Source organism: Pseudomonas sp. 273, assembly GCF_029201425.1.
GTDB classification, from domain to species: domain Bacteria; phylum Pseudomonadota; class Gammaproteobacteria; order Pseudomonadales; family Pseudomonadaceae; genus Pseudomonas; species Pseudomonas delhiensis.
Window position 1 is genome coordinate 3,523,626 of the sequence record NZ_CP116775.1, and the last position, 18,599, is coordinate 3,542,224.

At 69.9% G+C, this 18,599-nt stretch carries 18 protein-coding genes; 4 read left to right on the forward strand and 14 right to left on the reverse strand.

Annotated elements, in window-relative coordinates:
- Positions 1-132: 132 nt before the first annotated feature.
- The 6 genes from PKO50_RS16260 to hpaC form a co-directional block, all read right to left on the reverse strand.
- Positions 133-1,260 (reverse strand): acyl-CoA dehydrogenase family protein, encoded by a 1,128-nt coding sequence (locus PKO50_RS16260; protein ID WP_089393723.1) that lies wholly within the window; start codon positions 1,258-1,260, stop codon positions 133-135.
- Positions 1,261-1,270: 10 nt separating this feature from the next.
- Positions 1,271-2,452 carry an acetyl-CoA C-acyltransferase gene (locus PKO50_RS16265; protein WP_109934799.1) on the reverse strand — a complete coding sequence of 394 codons (1,182 nt, stop codon included), beginning with the start codon at positions 2,450-2,452 and terminating at the stop codon, positions 1,271-1,273.
- A gap of 13 nt (positions 2,453-2,465) precedes the next feature.
- Positions 2,466-3,236 carry a 3-hydroxyacyl-CoA dehydrogenase gene (locus tag PKO50_RS16270; protein WP_109934798.1) on the reverse strand — a complete coding sequence of 257 codons (771 nt, stop codon included), beginning with the start codon at positions 3,234-3,236 and terminating at the stop codon, positions 2,466-2,468.
- 14 nt (positions 3,237-3,250) lie between these two features.
- Positions 3,251-4,912, reverse strand: coding sequence for an acyl-CoA synthetase (locus tag PKO50_RS16275; RefSeq protein WP_109934797.1), 1,662 nt, complete (start codon positions 4,910-4,912; stop codon positions 3,251-3,253).
- 447 nt (positions 4,913-5,359) lie between these two features.
- Positions 5,360-6,358, reverse strand: coding sequence for an LLM class flavin-dependent oxidoreductase (locus PKO50_RS16280; protein ID WP_275630317.1), 999 nt, complete (start codon positions 6,356-6,358; stop codon positions 5,360-5,362).
- A 141-nt stretch (positions 6,359-6,499) separates the two neighbouring features.
- Complete coding sequence (hpaC, locus tag PKO50_RS16285) at positions 6,500-7,012, reverse strand: 4-hydroxyphenylacetate 3-monooxygenase, reductase component (protein ID WP_089393728.1); 513 nt, start codon at positions 7,010-7,012, stop codon at positions 6,500-6,502.
- A gap of 238 nt (positions 7,013-7,250) precedes the next feature.
- Between hpaC and PKO50_RS16290 the strand changes: the two genes are divergently transcribed.
- Positions 7,251-7,865 carry a response regulator gene (locus PKO50_RS16290; RefSeq protein WP_089393729.1) on the forward strand — a complete coding sequence of 205 codons (615 nt, stop codon included), beginning with the start codon at positions 7,251-7,253 and terminating at the stop codon, positions 7,863-7,865.
- Positions 7,866-8,144: 279 nt separating this feature from the next.
- Here PKO50_RS16290 and PKO50_RS16295 read toward each other — a convergent pair whose 3' ends face one another.
- The 8 genes from PKO50_RS16295 to PKO50_RS16330 all read right to left on the reverse strand — a co-directional run bounded on the left by PKO50_RS16295 (position 8,145) and on the right by PKO50_RS16330 (position 14,987).
- Positions 8,145-9,098, reverse strand: coding sequence for a PDR/VanB family oxidoreductase (locus PKO50_RS16295; RefSeq protein WP_275630318.1), 954 nt, complete (start codon positions 9,096-9,098; stop codon positions 8,145-8,147).
- 137 nt (positions 9,099-9,235) lie between these two features.
- The gene (locus PKO50_RS16300; protein WP_275630319.1) at positions 9,236-9,976 is read right to left on the reverse strand and encodes an SDR family oxidoreductase; all 741 of its coding nucleotides are present in this window, start codon (positions 9,974-9,976) and stop codon (positions 9,236-9,238) included.
- Between the two features lie 10 nt (positions 9,977-9,986).
- Entirely contained in the window at positions 9,987-10,484 is a 498-nt protein-coding gene (locus tag PKO50_RS16305; RefSeq protein WP_109934794.1) for an aromatic-ring-hydroxylating dioxygenase subunit beta, read from the reverse strand.
- Positions 10,481-11,764 carry an aromatic ring-hydroxylating dioxygenase subunit alpha gene (locus PKO50_RS16310; RefSeq protein ID WP_109934793.1) on the reverse strand — a complete coding sequence of 428 codons (1,284 nt, stop codon included), beginning with the start codon at positions 11,762-11,764 and terminating at the stop codon, positions 10,481-10,483. The genes PKO50_RS16305 and PKO50_RS16310 overlap by 4 nt, the downstream gene beginning before the upstream one ends.
- Positions 11,765-11,774: 10 nt before the next feature.
- Positions 11,775-12,932: an amidase gene (locus tag PKO50_RS16315; protein WP_109934792.1), complete on the reverse strand. Its 1,158-nt coding sequence runs from the start codon at positions 12,930-12,932 to the stop codon at positions 11,775-11,777.
- Positions 12,929-13,435, reverse strand: a complete 507-nt coding sequence (locus PKO50_RS16320) for a nuclear transport factor 2 family protein (RefSeq protein ID WP_109934791.1) — start codon at positions 13,433-13,435, stop codon at positions 12,929-12,931. Before PKO50_RS16320 ends, PKO50_RS16315 begins: the two co-directional genes overlap by 4 nt.
- Positions 13,436-13,438: 3 nt before the next feature.
- The gene (locus tag PKO50_RS16325; RefSeq protein WP_109934790.1) at positions 13,439-13,810 is read right to left on the reverse strand and encodes a hypothetical protein; all 372 of its coding nucleotides are present in this window, start codon (positions 13,808-13,810) and stop codon (positions 13,439-13,441) included.
- 22 nt (positions 13,811-13,832) lie between these two features.
- Entirely contained in the window at positions 13,833-14,987 is a 1,155-nt protein-coding gene (locus PKO50_RS16330; protein ID WP_109934789.1) for an acyl-CoA dehydrogenase family protein, read from the reverse strand.
- A 230-nt stretch (positions 14,988-15,217) separates the two neighbouring features.
- Between PKO50_RS16330 and PKO50_RS16335 the strand changes: the two genes are divergently transcribed.
- The 3 genes from PKO50_RS16335 (at position 15,218) to PKO50_RS16345 (ending at position 18,599) form a co-directional block, all read left to right on the forward strand.
- On the forward strand, positions 15,218-16,708 hold the full coding sequence (locus tag PKO50_RS16335) for an ATP-binding protein (protein WP_109934788.1): 1,491 nt from the start codon (positions 15,218-15,220) through the stop codon (positions 16,706-16,708).
- A gap of 187 nt (positions 16,709-16,895) precedes the next feature.
- Complete coding sequence (locus PKO50_RS16340) at positions 16,896-18,044, forward strand: amine dehydrogenase large subunit (protein ID WP_109934787.1); 1,149 nt, start codon at positions 16,896-16,898, stop codon at positions 18,042-18,044.
- Positions 18,045-18,059: 15 nt separating this feature from the next.
- On the forward strand, positions 18,060-18,599 hold the full coding sequence (locus PKO50_RS16345) for a MauE/DoxX family redox-associated membrane protein (RefSeq protein WP_109934786.1): 540 nt from the start codon (positions 18,060-18,062) through the stop codon (positions 18,597-18,599).

Below are 18,599 nucleotides of genomic sequence, written 5' to 3' on the forward strand. Positions count from 1 at the left end.
CCCTGAAGAGCGCCCTCTCCCTAACCCTCTCCCTGAAGGGAGAGGGCTGGGGAGAGGGAGCGGAGTCAAGCCAAGGCACCTGTGTTGCCGACGAACTCCATTCGCGAGCAAGCTCGCTCCTACAAGCGCTCTTTACAAACTCCGAGCAATCACCAACCGCTGCACATCACTGGTGCCCTCGTAGATCTGGCACACACGCACATCCCGGTAGATGCGCTCCACCGGGAAGTCCTGCAGGTAGCCGTAGCCGCCGAGGGTCTGGATCGCCGCCGAGCACACCCGCTCGGCCATTTCCGAGGCGAACAGCTTGGCCATGGAGGCCTCGGTCAGGCACGGCAGGCCGGCTTCGCGCAGGCTGGCGGCGTGGTGGACCATCTGCCGCGCCACGGCTATCTCGGTGGCCATGTCGCTCAAGCGGAAGGCCACCGCCTGGTGCTCGATGATCGGCTTGCCGAAGGTCTGCCGCTCGTGGGCGTAGTCGCGGGCGCACTCGAAGGCGGCGCGGGCCATGCCCACCGCCTGGCTGGCGATGCCGATGCGCCCGCCCTCCAGGTTGGCCAGGGCGATGCCGTAGCCCTGCCCTTCCTCGCCCAGCCGGTAGGCGGCCGGGATGCGCAGGTCGTCGAAGGCGATCTGGCAGGTGTCCGAGGCATGCTGGCCGAGCTTGTCCTCCACCCGCACCACGCGGTAGCCGGGGGTGTCGGTGGGCACGATGAAGGCGCTGATGCCCTTCTTGCCCGCCGCCGCGTCGGTCACCGCGAAGACGATCACCAGCCCGGCGTGGCTGCCGGAGGTGATGAACTGCTTGCTGCCGTTCAGCACGTAGTGGTCGCCGTCGCGGCGCGCGCGGGTCTTCAGGAAGCTGGCGTCGGAGCCGGCCTGGGGCTCGGTGAGGGCGAAGGCGCCGATCATCTCGCCACGGGCCAGGGGCACCAGGAACTGGCGCTTCTGCTCCTCGCTGCCGAACTTGGCGATGGGCATGCAGCCCACCGAGTTGTGCACGCTCATGATGGTGGAGCAGGCGCCGTCGCCGGCGGCGATTTCCTCCAGGGCCATGGCGTAGGCCAGGTGCCCGGTCTGGGCGCCGCCCCATTCTTCCGCCACCAGCATGCCGAGGAAGCCGAGGTCGGCCATTTCCTTCAGCGCCTCGGCGGGGAAGCGGTGCTCGCGGTCCCACTCGGCGGCGAAGGGTTTCAGCCGCTCCTGGGCGAACTGGCGGGCGACGTCGCGGATCTGCAGTTCTTCTTCGCTGGGAATCATGCTGGGCTCCTTACAGGCGCTCGACCGCGATGGCGGTGGCCTCGCCGCCGCCGATGCACACCGAGGCGATGCCGCGCTTCAGGTCGTACTGCTGCAGCGCCGAGAGCAGCGTCACCAGGATGCGCGCCGCCGAGGCGCCGATGGGGTGGCCCAGGGCGCAGGCGCCGCCGTGGACGTTGAGCTTGGCGTGGGGAATGTCCAGCTCGCGCATGGCGGCCATGGCCACCACGGCGAAGGCTTCGTTGACCTCGAACAGGTCCACCTCGCCCAGGCCCCAGCCGCTGCGCTGCAGCAGGCGCTGGATGGCGCCCACCGGCGCGGTGGGGAACAGGTTCGGCGCGGCGGCGTAGGACGAGTGCCCGCGGATCGCCGCCAACGGGGCCAGGCCACGCTTCTCGGCCTCGGACAGGCGCATCAGCACCAGTGCCGCGGCGCCGTCGGAGATGGAGCTGGAGTTGGCCGCGGTGACGGTGCCGCCCTCGCGGAACGCCGGCTTCAGCGTCGGGATCTTGTCCGGGCGGGCCTTCGGCGGCTGTTCGTCCTGGCTGACCTCGCGGGTTTCCTTGCCGGCCTTGACCGTCAGCGGGACGATCTCGGCGGCGAAGCGCCCGTCGCGCATGGCCTGCTGGGCGCGGGTCAGCGAGGCGATGGCGTACTCGTCCTGCTGCTCGCGGGTGAAGCCGTAGCTCTGCGCGCAGTCCTCGGCGAAGGTGCCCATCAGCCGGCCCTTGTCGTAGGCGTCCTCGAGGCCGTCGAGGAACATGTGGTCGAGCACCTTGCCGTGACCCATGCGGTAGCCGCTGCGGGCGCGCTCTAGCAGGTAGGGGGCGTTGGACATGCTTTCCATGCCGCCGGCCAGCACCACGTTGGCGCTACCGGCCAGCAACGCGTCATGGCCCTGCATCACGGCCTTCATGCCCGAGCCGCACATTTTATTGATGGTGGTGCACGGCGTGCCGCGGTCCAGGCCGGCACCCAGCACCGCCTGGCGCGCCGGGGCCTGGCCCTGGCCGGCGGAGAGCACGCAGCCGAGGATGGCCTCGTCGACCTGGTCGGCGCCCAGCTTCGCGCGCTCGATGGCGGCGCGCACGGCGGCGGCGCCGAGGGTGGCGGCGCTGGTGTCCTTGAAGTCGCCGAGGAAGCCGCCCATGGGCGTGCGGACGGCACTGACGATGACGATGGGATCGTTCATGGTTTCACTCCTGTCACTTGGCGGCCATGCGGATGGCGCCGTCGAGGCGGATCACTTCGCCGTTGAGCATGCTGTTCTCGACGATATGCCGCACCAGCGCGGCGAACTCGTCGGGGCGGCCCAGGCGCGGCGGGAACGGCACGCTGGCGCCGAGGGAATCGCGGACTTCCTGGGGCATGCCGGCCATCATCGGCGTCTCGAAGATGCCGGGGGCGATGGTCATCACGCGGATGCCGTGGCGCGCCAGTTCGCGGGCCACCGGCAGGGTCATGCCGACCACCCCGGCCTTGGACGCGGCGTAGGCGGCCTGGCCGATCTGTCCGTCGAAGGCCGCCACCGAGGCGGTGTTGATGATGACGCCGCGCTCGCCGCCGGCATCAGGTTCATTGCGGGCCATGGCCTCGGCGACCAGGCGCAGCATGTTGAAGCTGCCGACCAGGTTGATGTTGACGGCACGGGCGAAGCTCTCCAGGCCATGCGGGCCGTTGCGCCCGAGGACTTTCTCGGCGGGCGCGATGCCGGCGCAGTTGGCCAGCCCGTGCAGCGCGCCGAAGTTGGCCAGGGCGGCCTCCACGGCGGCGCGGCCGTCGGCCTCGCTGGTGACGTCGGTGCGGATAAAGCGCGCGTTGGCCGAGCCCAGCTCCTCGACGCGCGCGGCCGCGGCGTCGGCGTTGACGTCGGCCAGCAGCACGCGGCCGCCGGACTCCACCAGGGTCTTCGCGGTGGCCGCGCCGAGCCCGGAGCCGCCGCCGGTGATGAGGAATACCTTGTCCTGGATGTGCATGGAATCTCTCCGAATCAGTTCTGCGCGGCCGCGCGTTCGGCCGCCTCGCGTTGCCGGGCGATCTCCTGGTTGCGCAGGAGGAAGCGCTGGATCTTGCCGCTGGGGGTCTTGGGCAATTCGGCGATGAACTCCACCTCCCGCGGGTAGCTGTGGGCCGAAAGGCGCTTGCGCACGTACTGCTGCAGTTCCTCGGCCAGTTCTGGGCTGGGCTGGTGGTGCGGGCACAGCACCACGTAGGCCTTGACCACCTCGGTGCGCTCGGGGTCGGGCTTGCCGATCACCGCCGCCTCCATCACCGCCGGGTGCTCGATCAGCGCGCTTTCCACGTCGAAGGGGCCGACGCGGTAGCCGGAGGTGGTGATGAGGTCGTCCGAGCGGCCGACGAAGCTGATGCTGCCGTCGGCGTTCAGCTCCACGGTGTCGCCACTGAGATAGTAGTCGCCGACGAAGGCCTTGGTTTCCATGCCCTGGTAGCCGGCGAACCACATCAGCGGCGAGCGCGTGCGGTCCATGGCCAGGATGCCGGGCTGGCCGGCGGGCAGCTCCTCACCGTTCTCGCCCAGCACCACCACCCGGTGGCCGGGGATGGAGTAGCCGGCCGCGCCCAGGTGCACCGGGTGCTGCAGCGCGTGATGGTTGGCCAGGACCATGCCCAGTTCGGTCTGCCCGTAGTGGTCGTGGATGGTCACCCCGAGGCCCTCGGCGAACCAGCGGATCACCTCCGGGGTCAGCGCCTCGCCGGCGCTGCTCACCGCGCGCAGGCAGCCCTTGATCTCGCGTGCCACTTCCTCGCCGGAGGCCTTGAGCATGCGGTAGGCGGTGGGCGAGCCGGCCAGGTTGGTGATGCCGAACTGGCGGATGATCCGGCAAGTGCTTTCGACGCTGAAGGCGCCCTCGTAGAAGGTGGTGGCGTGGCCCAGGGCCAGCGGGCCGGTGACGGCGTAGTAGAGGCCGTAGGCCCAGCCCGGGTCGGCCAGGTTCCAGAAGCGGTCCTCGGAGCGCAGGTCCACCGCGTGGCGCAGGTAGCCGGTGAACGCCAGGATGGCCTTTAGCGGCACCGCCAGGGGCTTCGCCAGGCCGGTGGTGCCGGAGGTGAACATCAGCATGAACGGATCTTCGCCGCGGCGCATGACCGGTTCGAACTGCTCGGAGCGGCCTTCCAGGGCGCCCCAGAAATCCAGGTCGCCGGCCGGGATCGCCTGGCCGCCGCTGACGGTGATCACCTGCGGGGCGTTGGGCACCTCGTCCAGCTTGGCGCGGTTGCCGGCGTCGGTGACCAGCACGCGGCTGCCGGCGATGCCCAGGCGGTGCTCGATGGCCTTGGGCCCGAAGGCGGTGAACAGCGGCTGGTAGACCGCGCCCAGGCGCCAGGTGCCGAGGATGGTGACCAGCAGCTCGGGGGTGCGCGGCAGCATGCCGGAAACCCGGTCGCCGGGGCGCACGCCCAGGTCGTGCAGCAGGTTGGCGAACCGCGCGGACAGCGCCTGCAGCTGGGCGAAGCTGTACTCGGCGCGTTCGCCGTTGCGGCCCTCCCAGTACAGGGCGACGCCACCGGCCTGGGCGTGGCGGTCGCAGCATTCGACACAGGCGTTGAGGGCATCGAGGCTACCGGCAAGGGTGTCTCGGGCGGTGGCCGCGTAATCGAACTCGGCAACGGCGGCAGCATAAGGGCGCATCGCGGAACTCCTGGCTTGTTCTTGTAGGGAGTACCGGGATGTTCGCGCCGCGACGGCGCGGCGGCAATGTCGAAAGGGACCGTTCTGGCTGAGCGGATTGGACAGCCAAAACGGCGGATAACGCCAAGGTCAACCTCGGCGTCGCCCGGGATCACGGCCAAACGGCGGATAACGCGGAGCGTTATTCGCCCTATGCCGAGCCCGACCGCCGCGTAGGGCGTATAACCGTTCGCGGTTATACGCCGATACACCTCGCTTCCCGACACCTCCATGGCCGAGCCCGGGAACATGCCAGAGCCCCAAGGCTCGTTTCCGAGCGGCCGGCGGCGAAGGTCAAACGGCAGGAGCGGGGAAGCGGAATCTGTAGGAGCGAGCTTGCTCGCGAACCGATCCTCCGCAGCGGGGCGGTTCGCGAGCAAGCTCGCTCCTACGAAGAGCTGGTGGCGCTCAACGCAGCCCGGCGACGATCTCCAGCGAACGCAGGCGCAGGGCGTGGTCGTAGATATCGCTGGTGAAGATGATCTCGTCGGCGCCGGTCTGCTCCAGCAGTATCTCCAGGCGGCTGCGCACCTTCTCCGGGCCGCCGATCACCGCCAGGCCGAAGAAGTTGCCCACCGCCTCCTGCTCGTGGGGCAGCCACAGGCCGGCCATGCGCTCCACCGGCGGCTTCTGCTTCAGGCTTTCGCCGCGGATCAGCGCCAGCACGCGCTGGAAGGCGGTGGTGGCCAGGTATTCGGCTTCCTCGTCGGTGGGCGCGGCGATCAGCGGCACGCCGATCATGGCGTAGGGCTGCTCGAGGATGGCCGAGGGCCTGAAGTTCTGCCGGTAGATGCGCAGGGCGTCGTGCAGGTAGCGCGGCGCGAAGTGCGAGGCGAAGGCGTAGGGCAGGCCCTTTTCCGCCGCCAGGCGAGCGCTGAACAGGCTGGAACCGAGCAGCCAGATCGGCACCCGCGTGCCCTCCCCCGGGATCGCCAGCAGGTTCTGCTGCGGGCGGCGCGGGCCGAGGAGCATTTCCAGCTCGGCGACCTGTTCCGGGAAGTCCTCGCCGTCACCCAGCAGGCGGTCGCGGCGCAGGGCGCGCAGGGTCGCCTGGTCGGCGCCGGGGGCGCGGCCCAGGCCCAGGTCGATGCGCCCCGGGTAGAGGCTGGCGAGGGTGCCGAACTGCTCGGCGATCACCAGCGGCGGGTGGTTGGGCAGCATCACCCCGCCGGAGCCGACGCGGATGCGCGCGGTCTTGCCGGCGATGTGGCCGATCAGCACGGCGGTGGCCGAGCTGGCGATGCCATCCATGTTGTGGTGCTCGGCCAGCCAGTAGCGGGTGAAGCCGAGGCGCTCGACGTGGCGGGCCACCTCGACGGCGTTGTTCAGCGCCTCGGCGACGGAGCCCTGGTCGCGGATGGGGACCAGGTCGAGCATGGAGAAGGCGGTTTCGGACAGGGACTTCATGGAGGCTCCAGTCTGGGCCCGCACGGCTGCCGTGCAGGCGTGGCTTTGAGCCGGACTCTAACGGCATGCCCGGCGCATGACCACGCGTCGGCGTCGATAGTACTCATGCCGCGCAGTGATGGAGGTGCCCCGCCCCGGCCCTCAGGCCGCCGCCGAGACGCCGTCCAGGCGGTGGAACAGGCGGTTGAAGTACACCAGGCTGTCGCCCTGCTCGCGCACCGCGGCGCGTTCCAGCTCGACGAACAATACCGAGTGCGAGCCGACTTCCTTGCACTCGCTGATGCGCCCTTCCAGGGTGACCAGGGCGTCGCGCAGCACCGGCACGCCGGCCACGCCGTCCTCCCAGAGGGCCGAGGCGAAGCGTTCCTCCATGGGCACCCGGGTCATGCCGGCGAAGTGCCGGGCCAGCTCTTCCTGCTCGCCGCGCAGCACGTTGACGCACAGGTGGCCGTTGGCGCGGAAGGGTTCGTGGCTGGCGCTGCCGCGGTTGATGCACACCAGCAGCGTGGGCGGCGAGTCGGTGACCGAGCAGACCGCGCTGGCGGTGATGCCGCAGCGCCCGCCGGGGCCGTCGCTGGTGATGATGTTCACCGCGGCGGGCAGCCGCGCCATGGCGTTGCGGAAGTCGATCTGGGTCTGGCTCAGGTTGTTCATGGCGCGCCCTTGTGGCCGGTTGTCGATGCTTGCCAATCTACGGCCGCGCGGCCAGGCGCGGTATCCAGGCGAATCCCATGGCGGCGGTGGCTGGCCTTTAGTCGACTAGGGGGTTTCTTTATCGCCAGCGCCGCCCCGCCTGGGTATGCTGGCCCCTGGGCGCCCGCGCGCCCGCCCGTGCGTGCCGCAGCGAAGACTGCGAGCCAGACCTAATAAGAAGAACCGTGGCAGTGCCCTGATGGATACCCGCAAACCCGTTGTGTACATCGTCGACGACGACAAGGACCTGCGCACCTCGCTGGCCTGGCTCCTGGAGTCGGTCAGCATCCAGGCGCAGTGCTTCGCCGGCGCCGAGGAATTCCTCGCCCACTACGACGCCACCACCCCCGCCTGCCTCGTGCTCGACGTGCGCATGCCGGAAACCAGCGGCTTCCAGCTGCAGAGCATGCTCAACGAGCGCGGCGCGGCCTTGCCGATCATCTTCGTTTCGGCCCACGGCGACATCCCCATGTCGGTGCAGGCCATGAAGAACGGCGCCCTGGACTTCGTCGAGAAACCCTACAACCCGCAGCAGATGCTCGAACGCATCCAGGCCGCGCTCAAGGCCGCGGTGCAGGTGCACGCCGGCGCCGAGCAGAAGCGCCAGCTGCAGCAGCGCCTGGACCTGCTCACCGGGCGCGAGCGCGAGGTGCTGGGCATGGTGATCGACGGCAAGGCCAGCAAGGTGATCGCCCGCGAGCTGAACATCAGCGTGAAGACGGTGGATGTGCACCGCACCAAGATCAAGGAGAAGATGGGGGTTTCCAGCATTGCGCTGCTGGTGCGGGAGGTGTTGGACCTGGGGGTGCCGTAGGGGCGCTTCGGGGTTGGCCACGAGGTGGCGTGGCGCCTGGTGTATCGGCGTATAACCGCGAACGGTTATACGCCCTACGCAACGGCCGGGCTCGGCGTAGGGCGAATAACGCGAAGCGTTATCCGCCGCTTGGCCTTGGCCAAAGAGCGCTTCGGGGTTGGCCACGAAGTGACGTGGCGCCTGGGTGTATCGGCGTATAACCGCGAACGGTCATACGCCCTACGCAACGGCCGGGCTCGGCGTAGGGCGAATAACGCGAAGCGTTATCCGCCGTCTGGTTCAGAGGTCCAGCACCAACCGCGCCGACCTGGCCCGCGAGACGCAGGCGCAAATCTGCCTGTTCGAGGCCTTCTCCTTGCTCGACAGGCAGTTGTCGCGGTGTTCCGGTTCGCCTTCCAGCACTTCCACGATGCAGGTGCCGCAGATACCTTCGCGGCATTCGGTGTCGATGTCGCAGCCGTGGGCCTGGAGCACGTCCACCAGGCTGGCGTCGGCCGGCACCTGCAGGACCACGCCGCTGCTGGCCAGCTCCACCTCGAAGCTGCCGGCCGGGGCCGCGTTGGCGGCCGGGTCGGCCTGGAAGTGCTCCAGGTGGATGGTGTCTTCGCTGCGGCTGCGCTTGGCGACGTCCACCACCTTGTTCATGAACGGCGCCGGACCACAGGTGTAGACGTGGGCCGCCACCGGGGCGCGTGCCAGGCAGGCGGCCAGTTCGGCTTCGAGGTCGGCCGGCTCCACGCCGTAGTGGAATTCCACCTTGCCGGCGAACACCGGGCCGGACAGCAGCTCGACGAACGCCGCATGCTCCGGCGAGCGGGCGAAATAGTGCAGCACGTAGGGCTCGCCCCTGGCGTTGAGCTTGTAGGCCATGCTCAGCAGCGGCGTCACGCCGATGCCGGCGGCGAACATCACGTGCTCGCGGGCTTCGGGGGCCAGGCGGAACAGGTTGCGCGGGGCGCCCATCTCCAGCTCCATGCCCTCTTCCACCTGTTCGTGCAGCGCCGCGGAGCCGCCGCGGGAGGCGGCTTCCTTCTTCACCGCCACCAGGTAGGCGGCGCGATCTTCCGGCGGGCTGCACAGGGAATACTGGCGGGTCACCCCGGTGGGGCCGGTGACGTCGACGTGGGCGCCCGGCTCGTAGGCGTCGAACGGCTGGCCGTCGGCGCGCACGAGGCGGAAGGAACGGATGTCCAGGGCTTCGTCGACGATCCTTTCGATTCTTACCTTCATCATTGTTGTTACCTGCAAGGCGTGGATTCGGGGTGTGGGGTATGCCGGGGTGCTCACTCGTACCTCGGCTCCCTCTCCCCAGCCCTCTCCCTGAAGGGAGAGGGGGTTGTACGGTGTGTACTGGGAGTCCTGCGTAAACCTCAACGCATGAACAGGCCGCCGTTGATGTCCCAGCAGGCGCCGGTCACCGAGGCGGCGTTGTCGGCGGCCAGCAGCAGCACGCTGTCGGCCACGTAGTCCGGGTCGCCCAGGCGGCCCACCGGGATGGTCTTGAGGATCTGTTCCAGGCGCTCCGGAGCCACCGTCTCGCGCACCACTGGCAGGTCCAGCGGGCCGGGGGAGATGCTGTTGACGGTGACGCCGGCCGGCGCCAGTTCGCGGGCGAAGACCTTGGTCAGGGTCGCCACCCCGCCCTTGGCCGCGGCGTAGTGCCCGCCGGTGGCGGTGCCGCCGTTCTGCCCGGCCAGCGAGGCGATGTTGACGATGCGGCCGAAGCCGCGGCTGGCGAAGTGCGCGCCGAACACCTGGCAGGCGACGAAGGTGCCGCGCAGGTTCACCGCCAGGGAGGCGTCGAACTCCTCCGGGGTGATCTCCATCAGCGCGGCGACCCTGGACACCCCGGCGTTGTTCACCAGGATGTCGCAGCCGCCCCACTTGGCCTGCAACAGGTCGCGGGCGCGTTCGAAGTCGGCTTTCTCGCGCACGTCCAGTTCCACCGCCAGCACGCTGGCGCCGCTGGGGTCGAGCTCATCGGCCAAGCGCTGGGCGTCGCCCAGGCGCACGTCGGCCAGGGCCACGCGGTAGCCGGCGCCGTGCAGGCGCCGGGCGATGCATTCACCGAGGCCGCGGGAGGCCCCGGTGACGAGTGCGGTACGGGTCATGGACGGGTCCTCAGAGCAGGAAGCCGATGGCGCCCAGGGCGTCCTGGGCGTTGATCAGGCGCACCACCTTGCGCTCCAGGCGCGGGCCTTCGGCGGCGAAGCGGATGCGGTGCTCCAGGTCGGCGACGAAGGGGGTGTGCACGCCGCGCTTGTAGGCGTAGAGGATCTGCGCCGAATGCACTTCGACGAGGTCGCCGGCCGCTTCCACCAGGCGGAAGCGCGACACCGTGCGCACGGTCCTGGCCGAATCCACCGCCGAGGGCGAGAAGCCGGCGCTCAGGCGCTCGATGCGCAGAGCGCGCATGCGCGCGTCGTCGAAGGCGTAGTTGAGGCTGGCGGAGAAGTCGTCGCCCTCGGCGTCGATGGGCACCACGTAGATGCCCTCCTCGCTCCACAGCGCGCTCCACTGCGCGTAGTCCTTGCGGTCGAGCAGCTCGGCTTCGCGCCAGATGAATTCGATGGCCTTGGCCAGCGGGCCGGAGAAGCCGTTCAGGGTGTCGTTGCTCATTGGCTCATCATCCTCTTCCACATTTGGTAGGCCTCGCGCATGCCGCCTTCGTCGGTGGCGTGGGAAACCTTGTCGCCGTTCTCGGCCAGCACCTCGCGGTTCAGCCCGCGGTTGACCAGGATCGGCGCCTCGGGGCCGGCGTAGGAGCCGCGCTGCACGCGGTCCCAGGCTTCCGCGTCGTCCGGGCTGCCGAAGCCGAACGGGCCCTGGAAGTGCTCGTGGATGCGCAGGCGTTCGCGGTTGGCGATCTCCGGGCCGCCGTCCATGCCCAGGGCGACGTGGCGGATTTCCGTCTCGGTGACCGAGACCGGGCGCAGCACGCGGAAGAACGACATGGACATGGCCACGTTGGGGAACAGGTTGAGGTTGAAGCCGGCGCCGTGCAGCGAGCGGACGATGCGGCGCACCTGTGCAGGCTCCATGGTCCTGGACAGCTCCTCGGTGACGTGGGCGAAGCGCTCCTGCAACTGCTCGGTGCCGTCGTCGTGGTCGAGGTCGACGTGCTCGGGCACCATCACCATCACGCTGTGGCCGTTGCCCAGGGCGTGGGTCACCGCCTGCGGGTCGGTCATGAACGAGAGCATCTCGCTGGTCTCGTCGTCCACCGAGGACATCCACGACTTGTGCACGATGGGGAAGTGGTAGCCGTCGGTGGTGTTCTCCAGCTGGATTTTCCAGTTGCCCCTGAAGGTGAACCTGTGTTCGCCCTGGACCTTGATCGGGAAGCCCGCGCCCTGCTTCATGAACAGGTCCATCCAGTGCTTCGCCCCGCCGAGGAAGTCTTCCAGCGGCTCGATGTCGGCGTCGTAGCTGGCGAAGATCATGCCGGCGTAGCTTTCCACCCGCAGGCTGGTCAGCGGCAGCTCGGCCTTGTCGAGGATGTCCTCGTAGCCGTCCGGGTACGGCAGCGCGCGCAGCTTGCCGTCCAGGCCGTAGGACCAGCTGTGGTACGGGCAGGTGAAGCCGGTGGCGTTGCCCTTGTGCTTCTCGCAGACCGTGGCGCCGCGGTGGCGGCAGCGGTTCTCCAGGACGTTGATCGCGCCCTTCTTGTCGCGCACCACGATCACCGGCCGGCGGCCGATCATGGTGGTCTTGAAGTCGCCGGGGTTGCGCACTTCGCTGACGTGGGCGACCCACACCCAGGTGCGGTAGAAGATCTTTTCCAGCTCGGCCTCGAACAGCGCCGGGTCGTGGTACAGCGATACGTCGACGCGGTCGCTCTGGACCAGTTGCTCGGGGCTGCCCGTCTTGGCGATCAGCCGGTATTCGGGGGCGCTCATGGGTGTCTCCTCATGCCATTTTCTTGTTCGTCGGCCGCTCGGCGGCCAATGCCTGTTCCAGCTGCGCGCCGAAGGCGCAGACGCGTTCGTCGTCGCCCTTGCGGCCGATGACCTGCAAGCCGACCTTGAGCCCGCCGTGCTCCAGCTCCACCGGCACGCTCAGCGCCGGGTGGCCGCTGAGGTTGAACGGGCGGACCAGGGCGGTCAGCGCGGCCACGCTCCTGCCGCTGCGCGCATCGCTGAGCAGCGGCGGCAGGCTGGCCAGGGTCGGCAGCAGCAGCACTTCGTAGTCGTCCAGGGCGGAATCGATGGCGCGGGTGAAGCTCGCGCGCACGCCTTCGGCCTCGGCCAGTTGCGCGGCGCTGGTGCGCCCGGCGGCGAGCAGGCGCTGCTCGACGTCGGCGCCCAGCAGGCCCTTGCCGGTGAGCTGGCCGAGAGCGGCCCAGTTCTCGTGGTTGATGACCATAAGGCCTGCCTCGAAGGCCGCCTCGAACTCGCCCAGGTACAGGCTCGCCCGGCGCCAGCCGGCGCGGTCGGCGGCGGCGCCCAGGCAGGCCTGGATGTGCGGGTCGGCGGGCACTTCGAGGAAGGCCACGCGGGCGTTGGCGCCTGGCGGGTTCACGGCGCCGAAGCCGGGGCAGATCACCTGCATGGCGGCGACCAGCTCGGCCATGTTCGCGGCGAAGGGGCCCACGCAATCCAGGCTGCTGTGCTCCGGGTGCACGCCGGCGCGGCTGACGCGGCCGAAGCTGGGCTTGAGCCCGGCCACGCCGCAGCAGGCCGCCGGCACCCGCACCGAGCCGCCGGTGTCGGTGCCCAGGGCGATGTCCGCCAGCCCCGCGCCGACGGCGGCGGCCGAGCCGCTGGACGAGCCGCCGGGCACGCGGTCCGGCGCCTGCGGGTTGAGCGGCGTGCCACTCCAGTCGTTGATCCCGGTGACGCCGAAGGCCAGCTCGTGCAGGTTGGTCTTGCCGACGATGCGCCAGCCGGCGTCCAGCACCCGCTGCACCACTTCGGCGTGGCGCTGCGCGGGTGCGCTGTCGGCCAGCGCCCGGCTGCCGCAACGCGTCGGGTAGCCGGCGATGTCGATAGTGTCCTTGATGGCGACGCGCTTGCCGGCGCCGCCGAGTTCTAATTCAATGACGAATTCGCTGACGAAGATGCTCATGCCTCGCCCTCCGCGAGCGCGCCCAGCGGCATGGCCAGCAGCCGCCGGGTACGGAAATGGGTGATCTGCCAGGTGTCGCCGAGGCGGCGGAAGTCCAGCTGCAGGCGGGTGCCGAACAGCTCGCTGCGACCGTCGGCGTAGGTCGACAGCTGCTGCATCAGCCACTGGCCGCGCGCGGTGTCGCCGCCCTCGCCGACCTCGATCGACTCGCTGCCGAGGAAGTGCAGGTTGAGTGCGAAGTGCTCGGCCGGTGGCAGGTAGCCGGCGACAAACGCGGCCACCGCCTCGCGGCCTTGGTGGCGGCCGAAGCTCTGCTCGGCGCGCGCGCCCAGGCCTTCCCAGACGGCGTCCTCGCTGAACAGCTCGGCCAGCTCATGCTGCAACGCCAGGCTGCCGCGCGGCACGTCGCAGAGGTCCATGTAGCGGGCCATCAGGCGACGCACCGCGGCTTCGCCTTCGAGGCGTTCCAGGCGCGCTTGCAACAGCTCCAGGGCCTGGCCCATGGCTCAGCTCCGCGCCGCTTCGGGAATGGTCAGCGGGCGGCCGACGCGGGCCTCGATCCTGGCGTACTTCCACAGGCTGTACTGGCCGACCTGCACGGTGCGGAACAGGTTGCAGGCGTCGACCACGGTCTGGTGGCAATCGACGTCGGCCATGATGTACACGGTCCAGGGCGCGGTGTTGGAGGCGCCGACCATCAGGCGGTCGTCGTCGAGCACGCCGAGGACGTTCATCCCCGGCAGCGCGCCGAGTTCGCCCAGCATCTGGCTGAAGCCCTTCCAGACGCTGATGCCTTCGCCGGTGGGCAGGTCGAAGAAGTTCTGCGTGATGCCGATGCAGAACAGCACGCGCATGGGTTCGGCGGTGGGTCGGGTCATGGTTTCTTGTCCTTGTGGTCGATCAGAGGTAGCCGGGGAACGGCGGCACATCGAGCAGCACGGAACCTGCGCCGTCGTACATGCCGTCGCTGAGGAAGGCGTGCTGGGTCACCACCATGGCGTCGCGCAGGTAGCGCTGCAGCGGGTGGCGCAGGTAGATGGCGGTGGTCCCGGCCAGGCCGTAGGCGCGCTGCACCACCTCGGCGCCGGCCCGCGAGACGTGCACGGCGGACAGCCGCAGCAGGCTGACCTGCTCCGGGGTCACCGGGTTGCCGGCGAGGATGGACTCCCACACCTGCCCGGTGGCGTCGTAGAAGAAGCCCCGCGCGGCGTGCAACTGCGCCTCGGCCTTGCCCAGCTCGATGCGCACGTAGGCGCGGTCGGCCAGTTTCGGCGCGCCGGTCACGCCGCTGCCGGAGGCCATGCGGGCGATCTCGTCGAGGGCGGCGCGGGCCAGGCCCAGGTTGACCACCGCCAGCACCTGGGCGGCGTAGGCGATGGTCGGGTAGCGGTACAGCGGCTCGTCGATGCTGCTCTGGCCGCCGCGGATGAAGGTCCAGGCATCGGGCACGAAGACCTTGTCCAGGCGCAGGTCGTGGCTGCCGGTGCCCTTCAGGCCGACGACTTCCCAGTTCTCCACGATCTCCACGTCGCGGGCCCGCAGCAGCGCGGTGCGCGGCTTGCCGCCGGGGCCGCCGAGGCCGATGCCGACGCCGAGCACGTCGGCGCCCTTGCAGCCGCTGGCGAACTTCCAGGTGCCGCTGACACGCCAGCCGCCCGCCACCTGCTCGGCCGGCTGGATGGGGAACAGGCCGCCGGCGAACACCAGGTCCGGGCCGTCGGCGTACAGCTCGGCGAGGGTCTCGCGGGGCAAGGCGGTGAGATAGGTGCTGGCGCTGCCGAAGCTGGCCACCCAGCCGGCGGAGCCGTCGGCCTCGGCGATGCGTTCGATCAGGCGCAGGAAGTCGGCCGGCGGCAGGGCGTCGCCGCCGAAGCAGCGCGGGGTGGCGGAGCGGTAGATGCCGGCCTCGATGAAGCGCTCGATCATGTCGCGCGGCACGTGGGAACGGGCATCGAACTCGTCGCGGCGCTGGCGGACCTCGCCGAGCACCTGCTCGAACAGGTCGGCACGGCTGGCGAGGGGCGAATCTGTGGCGGCGGCGGCTGAACGCGGCATGGGCGTCTCCCTGTGTTCTTGTGGGCCGGCCGTCCGGTGGGAGCCGGCGGCCGTCGATGGGGCCCAGTGTAGGGAGCGCGCCGAGCGGGCCTCTATTGGGGCGTGCCGCCCGCGAACTAAAGGAATCCCCTAGTGCCCGCCGGGTTGTTTCCTAGCGCCGACGCGCTAGGCTGCGCGCTATAAAAAGCCGTACCCCGCGTTCGGGGACGCGCCCCTGAAGAGCCGCCGCCATGTTCCAGCCCGCCGAAACCGACTTCCACGCCCTCATCGAGGCCATGCCGCTGTGCATCCTGCTGCACGACGCCCAGACCAAGGAGATCCTCTGGGCCAACAGCGCCGCGCTGCGGGCCCTGGGCTTCAGCCTGGAGGAACTGGTGCCGCTGAAGGCCCCGGACATGACCAACCCGGCGCCCAAGTACCGCCGCGCCATCGGCCTGCGCTGGCTGGAAGGCGCGGCGCGCACCGGGCAGCGCGCCATCGAGTGGTGCTACCGCTCCAAGCAGGGCGTGGACATCCTCTCCGAGGCGACCGCCACCCTGGTCCACCTGGCCGAGCGCGACGTGCTGATGGTGCAGTTCCGCGACATCTCCAAGGAGGAGAAGGTCAGGCGCGACCTCAAGCGCACCGAGAGCCGCCTCAAGGCCTTCATGCAGGACCTGGCCGAAGGCGTGGCGGTGCTCGGCCCGGACGGCGACATCCGCTTCATCAGCGATTCCGCCCTGGCCCTGCTCGGCGCCGCGGACCGCCGGAGCCTGGCGCGCAACTTCCTCGACGCCTGCGACGAGAAGTCCCGCCAGCGCCTGCGCCAGCACCTGGGCCGCACGCCGCCCACCCGCGAGCCCTACAGCGTCGCCTACCACCTGCGCCGCGGCGACGGCGACTGGCGCTGGCACCACGCCACCTGCCGCTACATCGAGATCGAGGACGACCTCTGCGGCCACCTGCTGCTGTTCCGCGACGTCAGCGAACAGGTGCGCGCCGAGGAAGCCCGGCGGCAGAGCGAGCAGAAGCTGGAGTACCTGGCGCGCTACAACGCCATGGGCGAGATGGCCGTGGCCATCGCCCACGAGCTGAGCCAGCCGCTGGCCGCCACGCGCAACTTCATCGAGGGCTCGGTGATCCGCCTGGGCCAGCAGGGCGAGGTCGAGCCGAACGTGGCCTGGGGCCTGGACAGCGCGGTGCGGCAGATCGAGCACGCCTCGGAGATCATCAAGAGCGTGCGCGAGTACGTGGTGCGCCTGGAGCAGGCCGAGCAGTGCGTCGACCTCAACGAGCTGCTGGCCGACGCCCGCTACTTCATCGACCTCAAGGGCCAGCCGGCCGGCGTGCGCCTGGAACTGGCGCCCTGCGCCGAGGCGCTGCCGGTGAGCTGCGAGAAGGTGCTGATCGGCCAGGTGATCCTCAACCTGGCCTTCAACGCCATCGAGGAGATGGCCGAGCTGCCCGCCGAGCGCCGCGTGCTGCGCATCCATACCCGGCGCCAGGGCGGCAGCGCCCTGCTCTGCGTCGAGGACCGCGGCCGCGGCATCGACGCCGGCGCCCGGGAGCGGCTGTTCGACGGTTTCTTCAGTTCCAAGGTCAGCGGCAACGGCATTGGCCTGGCGCTGTGCAGGAACATCGTCTCGCGCCACCGCGGCGACATCTGGGCGCAGAACGTCGAGCCCAGCGGGGCCATGTTCTGCGTCTCGCTGCCACTGGCCGCGCCCGCCGACCAACGGTGAGGCGCGGCGCCCGAACCGCGTCGATCCTTGCCCTGGCACACCGGCGCAAGCCCTGTCAGGGACACACAAGGGCTTGGCACGCAGAACAAGGCAGCACCGGGCAGCGCGGGGCAGACTAGGGCTGCAGTCTTCTGCCCACACCGATCCGCGGGCCGACCATCCAATAAAATCGAGGGAGCCACCCCCCATGCGAATAACCAGGATCCTTGCTCGTACCACGCTGGCGCTAGGCGTCTCGCTGGCCGCCGTCGGCGGCGCATTCGCCGACCTGCCGCCGGAGACCGTCGGCCAGACGACCCTGCCGTTCCCGCCGGATCCGCACCGCGCCTACGTCGTCGACGTGGAATTCGACAGCTTCGTGACCGGCCGCGTGACCGTGGTGGACCCGCAGCAGAAGAAGATGCTCGGCATGGTCAGCACCGGCTTCGCCGCGCCTTCGACCCTCAGCCACGACCAGCGCACCCTGTACACCGCCGACCTGTACTACTCGCGCGGCACCCGCGGCACCCGCACCGACGTGCTGACCGCCTGGGACACCTCCACCCTGGCCCCCACCTGGGAAGTGGTGATCCCCAGCAAGCGCTCCGAATCCCTGACCCAGCGCTACGGCCTGGCGGTCAGCGGCGACGACCGCTTCGCCTACGTCTACAACTTCACCCCGTCCACCTCGGTGACCGTGGTCGACACCCAGGCCAAGGCGGTGACCGCCGAGATCGCCATCCCCGGCTGCGTGCTCAACTACCCGGTGGGCAAGCGCGCCTTCGCCTCGCTGTGCGGCGACGGCAGCGTGCAGCTGGTGACCCTCGGCGAGGACGGCAAGGAAACCGCGCGCAGCCGCACCCCGTTCTTCGACCCGAACAAGGAGAAGCTGGTGGAGCGCGCCATCAACGATGGCGAGACCTACTACTTCACCACCACCGAAGGCGTGATCCACACCATCGACTTCTCGGGCAAGCAGCCCAAGGTGCTGCCGACCTGGTCGCTGGTCACCGACGCCGAGCGCAAGGCCGGCTGGGCTCCCGGCGGCTGGCAGGAACTGGCCCTGGCGCCGAAGCTGAACCGCCTGTACGTGCTGATGCACGACAAGCACGAGCCGATGAAGTGGGAAGACCCGAGCACCGACATCTGGGTCTACGATCTGAAGACGCAGAAGAAGATCGGCACCCTCAGCGCCCCGGCCCCGGTCTGGAGCATGACCGCCACCAGCGACGACGCCCCGCTGCTGTACGGCGCCAACGTCGAGGGCGGCCTGGAGATCTTCGACCTGAAGGCCGGCAAGCACACCGGCACCGTGGAGAAGATCGCCAAGACCGCCACCCAGGTCCTGACCCACTGATATAGAGGCATGACCATGCAACCCGATCCCATCTACGTGATCGCCGCCGCCGTCTCGGTGGCGGTGATCCTGGCCAGCGCCGCCAGCCACAAGTGGCGCGCGCCGGGGCGCTTCACCCGGCAGCTGGAGGACTACCGGCTGCTGCCGCAGGCCCTGCTCAAGCCCGCCGCCCGCGTGCTGCCGCTGGTCGAGGGCGGCGTCGCCTTCGCCCTGCTGGTGCCGGCCAGCCGTTCGCTGGCGGCCCTGGCCGCCGCCGCGCTGCTGGCCCTGTACGCCGCGGCCATCGGCATCAACCTGTGGCGCGGCCGCCGCGACATCGACTGCGGCTGCGCCGGGCCCGACCAGGCCCAGCCGCTGCGCCCGGTGCTGCTGGCGCGCAACGCCGTGCTCATCGCCCTGGCCCTGCTCGCCAGCCTGCACCCGCAGGCCCGCGACCTGGGCCTGTTCGACGGCTTCGTGACGCTGGCCGCCAGCGCCGTCGCCCTGCTCCTCTACGTCGCCGCCGATGGCCTGCTGGCCAACGGCCCCCGTCTGCTCAAACTCATTGGAAGGTGA

Bases quoted from the DNA above. Each gene is read 5' to 3' on its own strand.
- PKO50_RS16260 (WP_089393723.1), bottom strand. From the start codon at position 1,260: ATGATTCCCAGCGAAGAAGAACTGCAGATCCGCGACGTCGCCCGCCAG.
- PKO50_RS16265 (WP_109934799.1), bottom strand. From the start codon at position 2,452: ATGAACGATCCCATCGTCATCGTCAGTGCCGTCCGCACGCCCATGGGC.
- PKO50_RS16270 (WP_109934798.1), bottom strand. From the start codon at position 3,236: ATGCACATCCAGGACAAGGTATTCCTCATCACCGGCGGCGGCTCCGGG.
- PKO50_RS16275 (WP_109934797.1), bottom strand. From the start codon at position 4,912: ATGCGCCCTTATGCTGCCGCCGTTGCCGAGTTCGATTACGCGGCCACC.
- PKO50_RS16280 (WP_275630317.1), bottom strand. From the start codon at position 6,358: ATGAAGTCCCTGTCCGAAACCGCCTTCTCCATGCTCGACCTGGTCCCC.
- hpaC (WP_089393728.1), bottom strand. From the start codon at position 7,012: ATGAACAACCTGAGCCAGACCCAGATCGACTTCCGCAACGCCATGGCG.
- PKO50_RS16290 (WP_089393729.1), top strand. From the start codon at position 7,251: ATGGATACCCGCAAACCCGTTGTGTACATCGTCGACGACGACAAGGAC.
- PKO50_RS16295 (WP_275630318.1), bottom strand. From the start codon at position 9,098: ATGATGAAGGTAAGAATCGAAAGGATCGTCGACGAAGCCCTGGACATC.
- PKO50_RS16300 (WP_275630319.1), bottom strand. From the start codon at position 9,976: ATGACCCGTACCGCACTCGTCACCGGGGCCTCCCGCGGCCTCGGTGAA.
- PKO50_RS16305 (WP_109934794.1), bottom strand. From the start codon at position 10,484: ATGAGCAACGACACCCTGAACGGCTTCTCCGGCCCGCTGGCCAAGGCC.
- PKO50_RS16310 (WP_109934793.1), bottom strand. From the start codon at position 11,764: ATGAGCGCCCCCGAATACCGGCTGATCGCCAAGACGGGCAGCCCCGAG.
- PKO50_RS16315 (WP_109934792.1), bottom strand. From the start codon at position 12,932: ATGAGCATCTTCGTCAGCGAATTCGTCATTGAATTAGAACTCGGCGGC.
- PKO50_RS16320 (WP_109934791.1), bottom strand. From the start codon at position 13,435: ATGGGCCAGGCCCTGGAGCTGTTGCAAGCGCGCCTGGAACGCCTCGAA.
- PKO50_RS16325 (WP_109934790.1), bottom strand. From the start codon at position 13,810: ATGACCCGACCCACCGCCGAACCCATGCGCGTGCTGTTCTGCATCGGC.
- PKO50_RS16330 (WP_109934789.1), bottom strand. From the start codon at position 14,987: ATGCCGCGTTCAGCCGCCGCCGCCACAGATTCGCCCCTCGCCAGCCGT.
- PKO50_RS16335 (WP_109934788.1), top strand. From the start codon at position 15,218: ATGTTCCAGCCCGCCGAAACCGACTTCCACGCCCTCATCGAGGCCATG.
- PKO50_RS16340 (WP_109934787.1), top strand. From the start codon at position 16,896: ATGCGAATAACCAGGATCCTTGCTCGTACCACGCTGGCGCTAGGCGTC.
- PKO50_RS16345 (WP_109934786.1), top strand. From the start codon at position 18,060: ATGCAACCCGATCCCATCTACGTGATCGCCGCCGCCGTCTCGGTGGCG.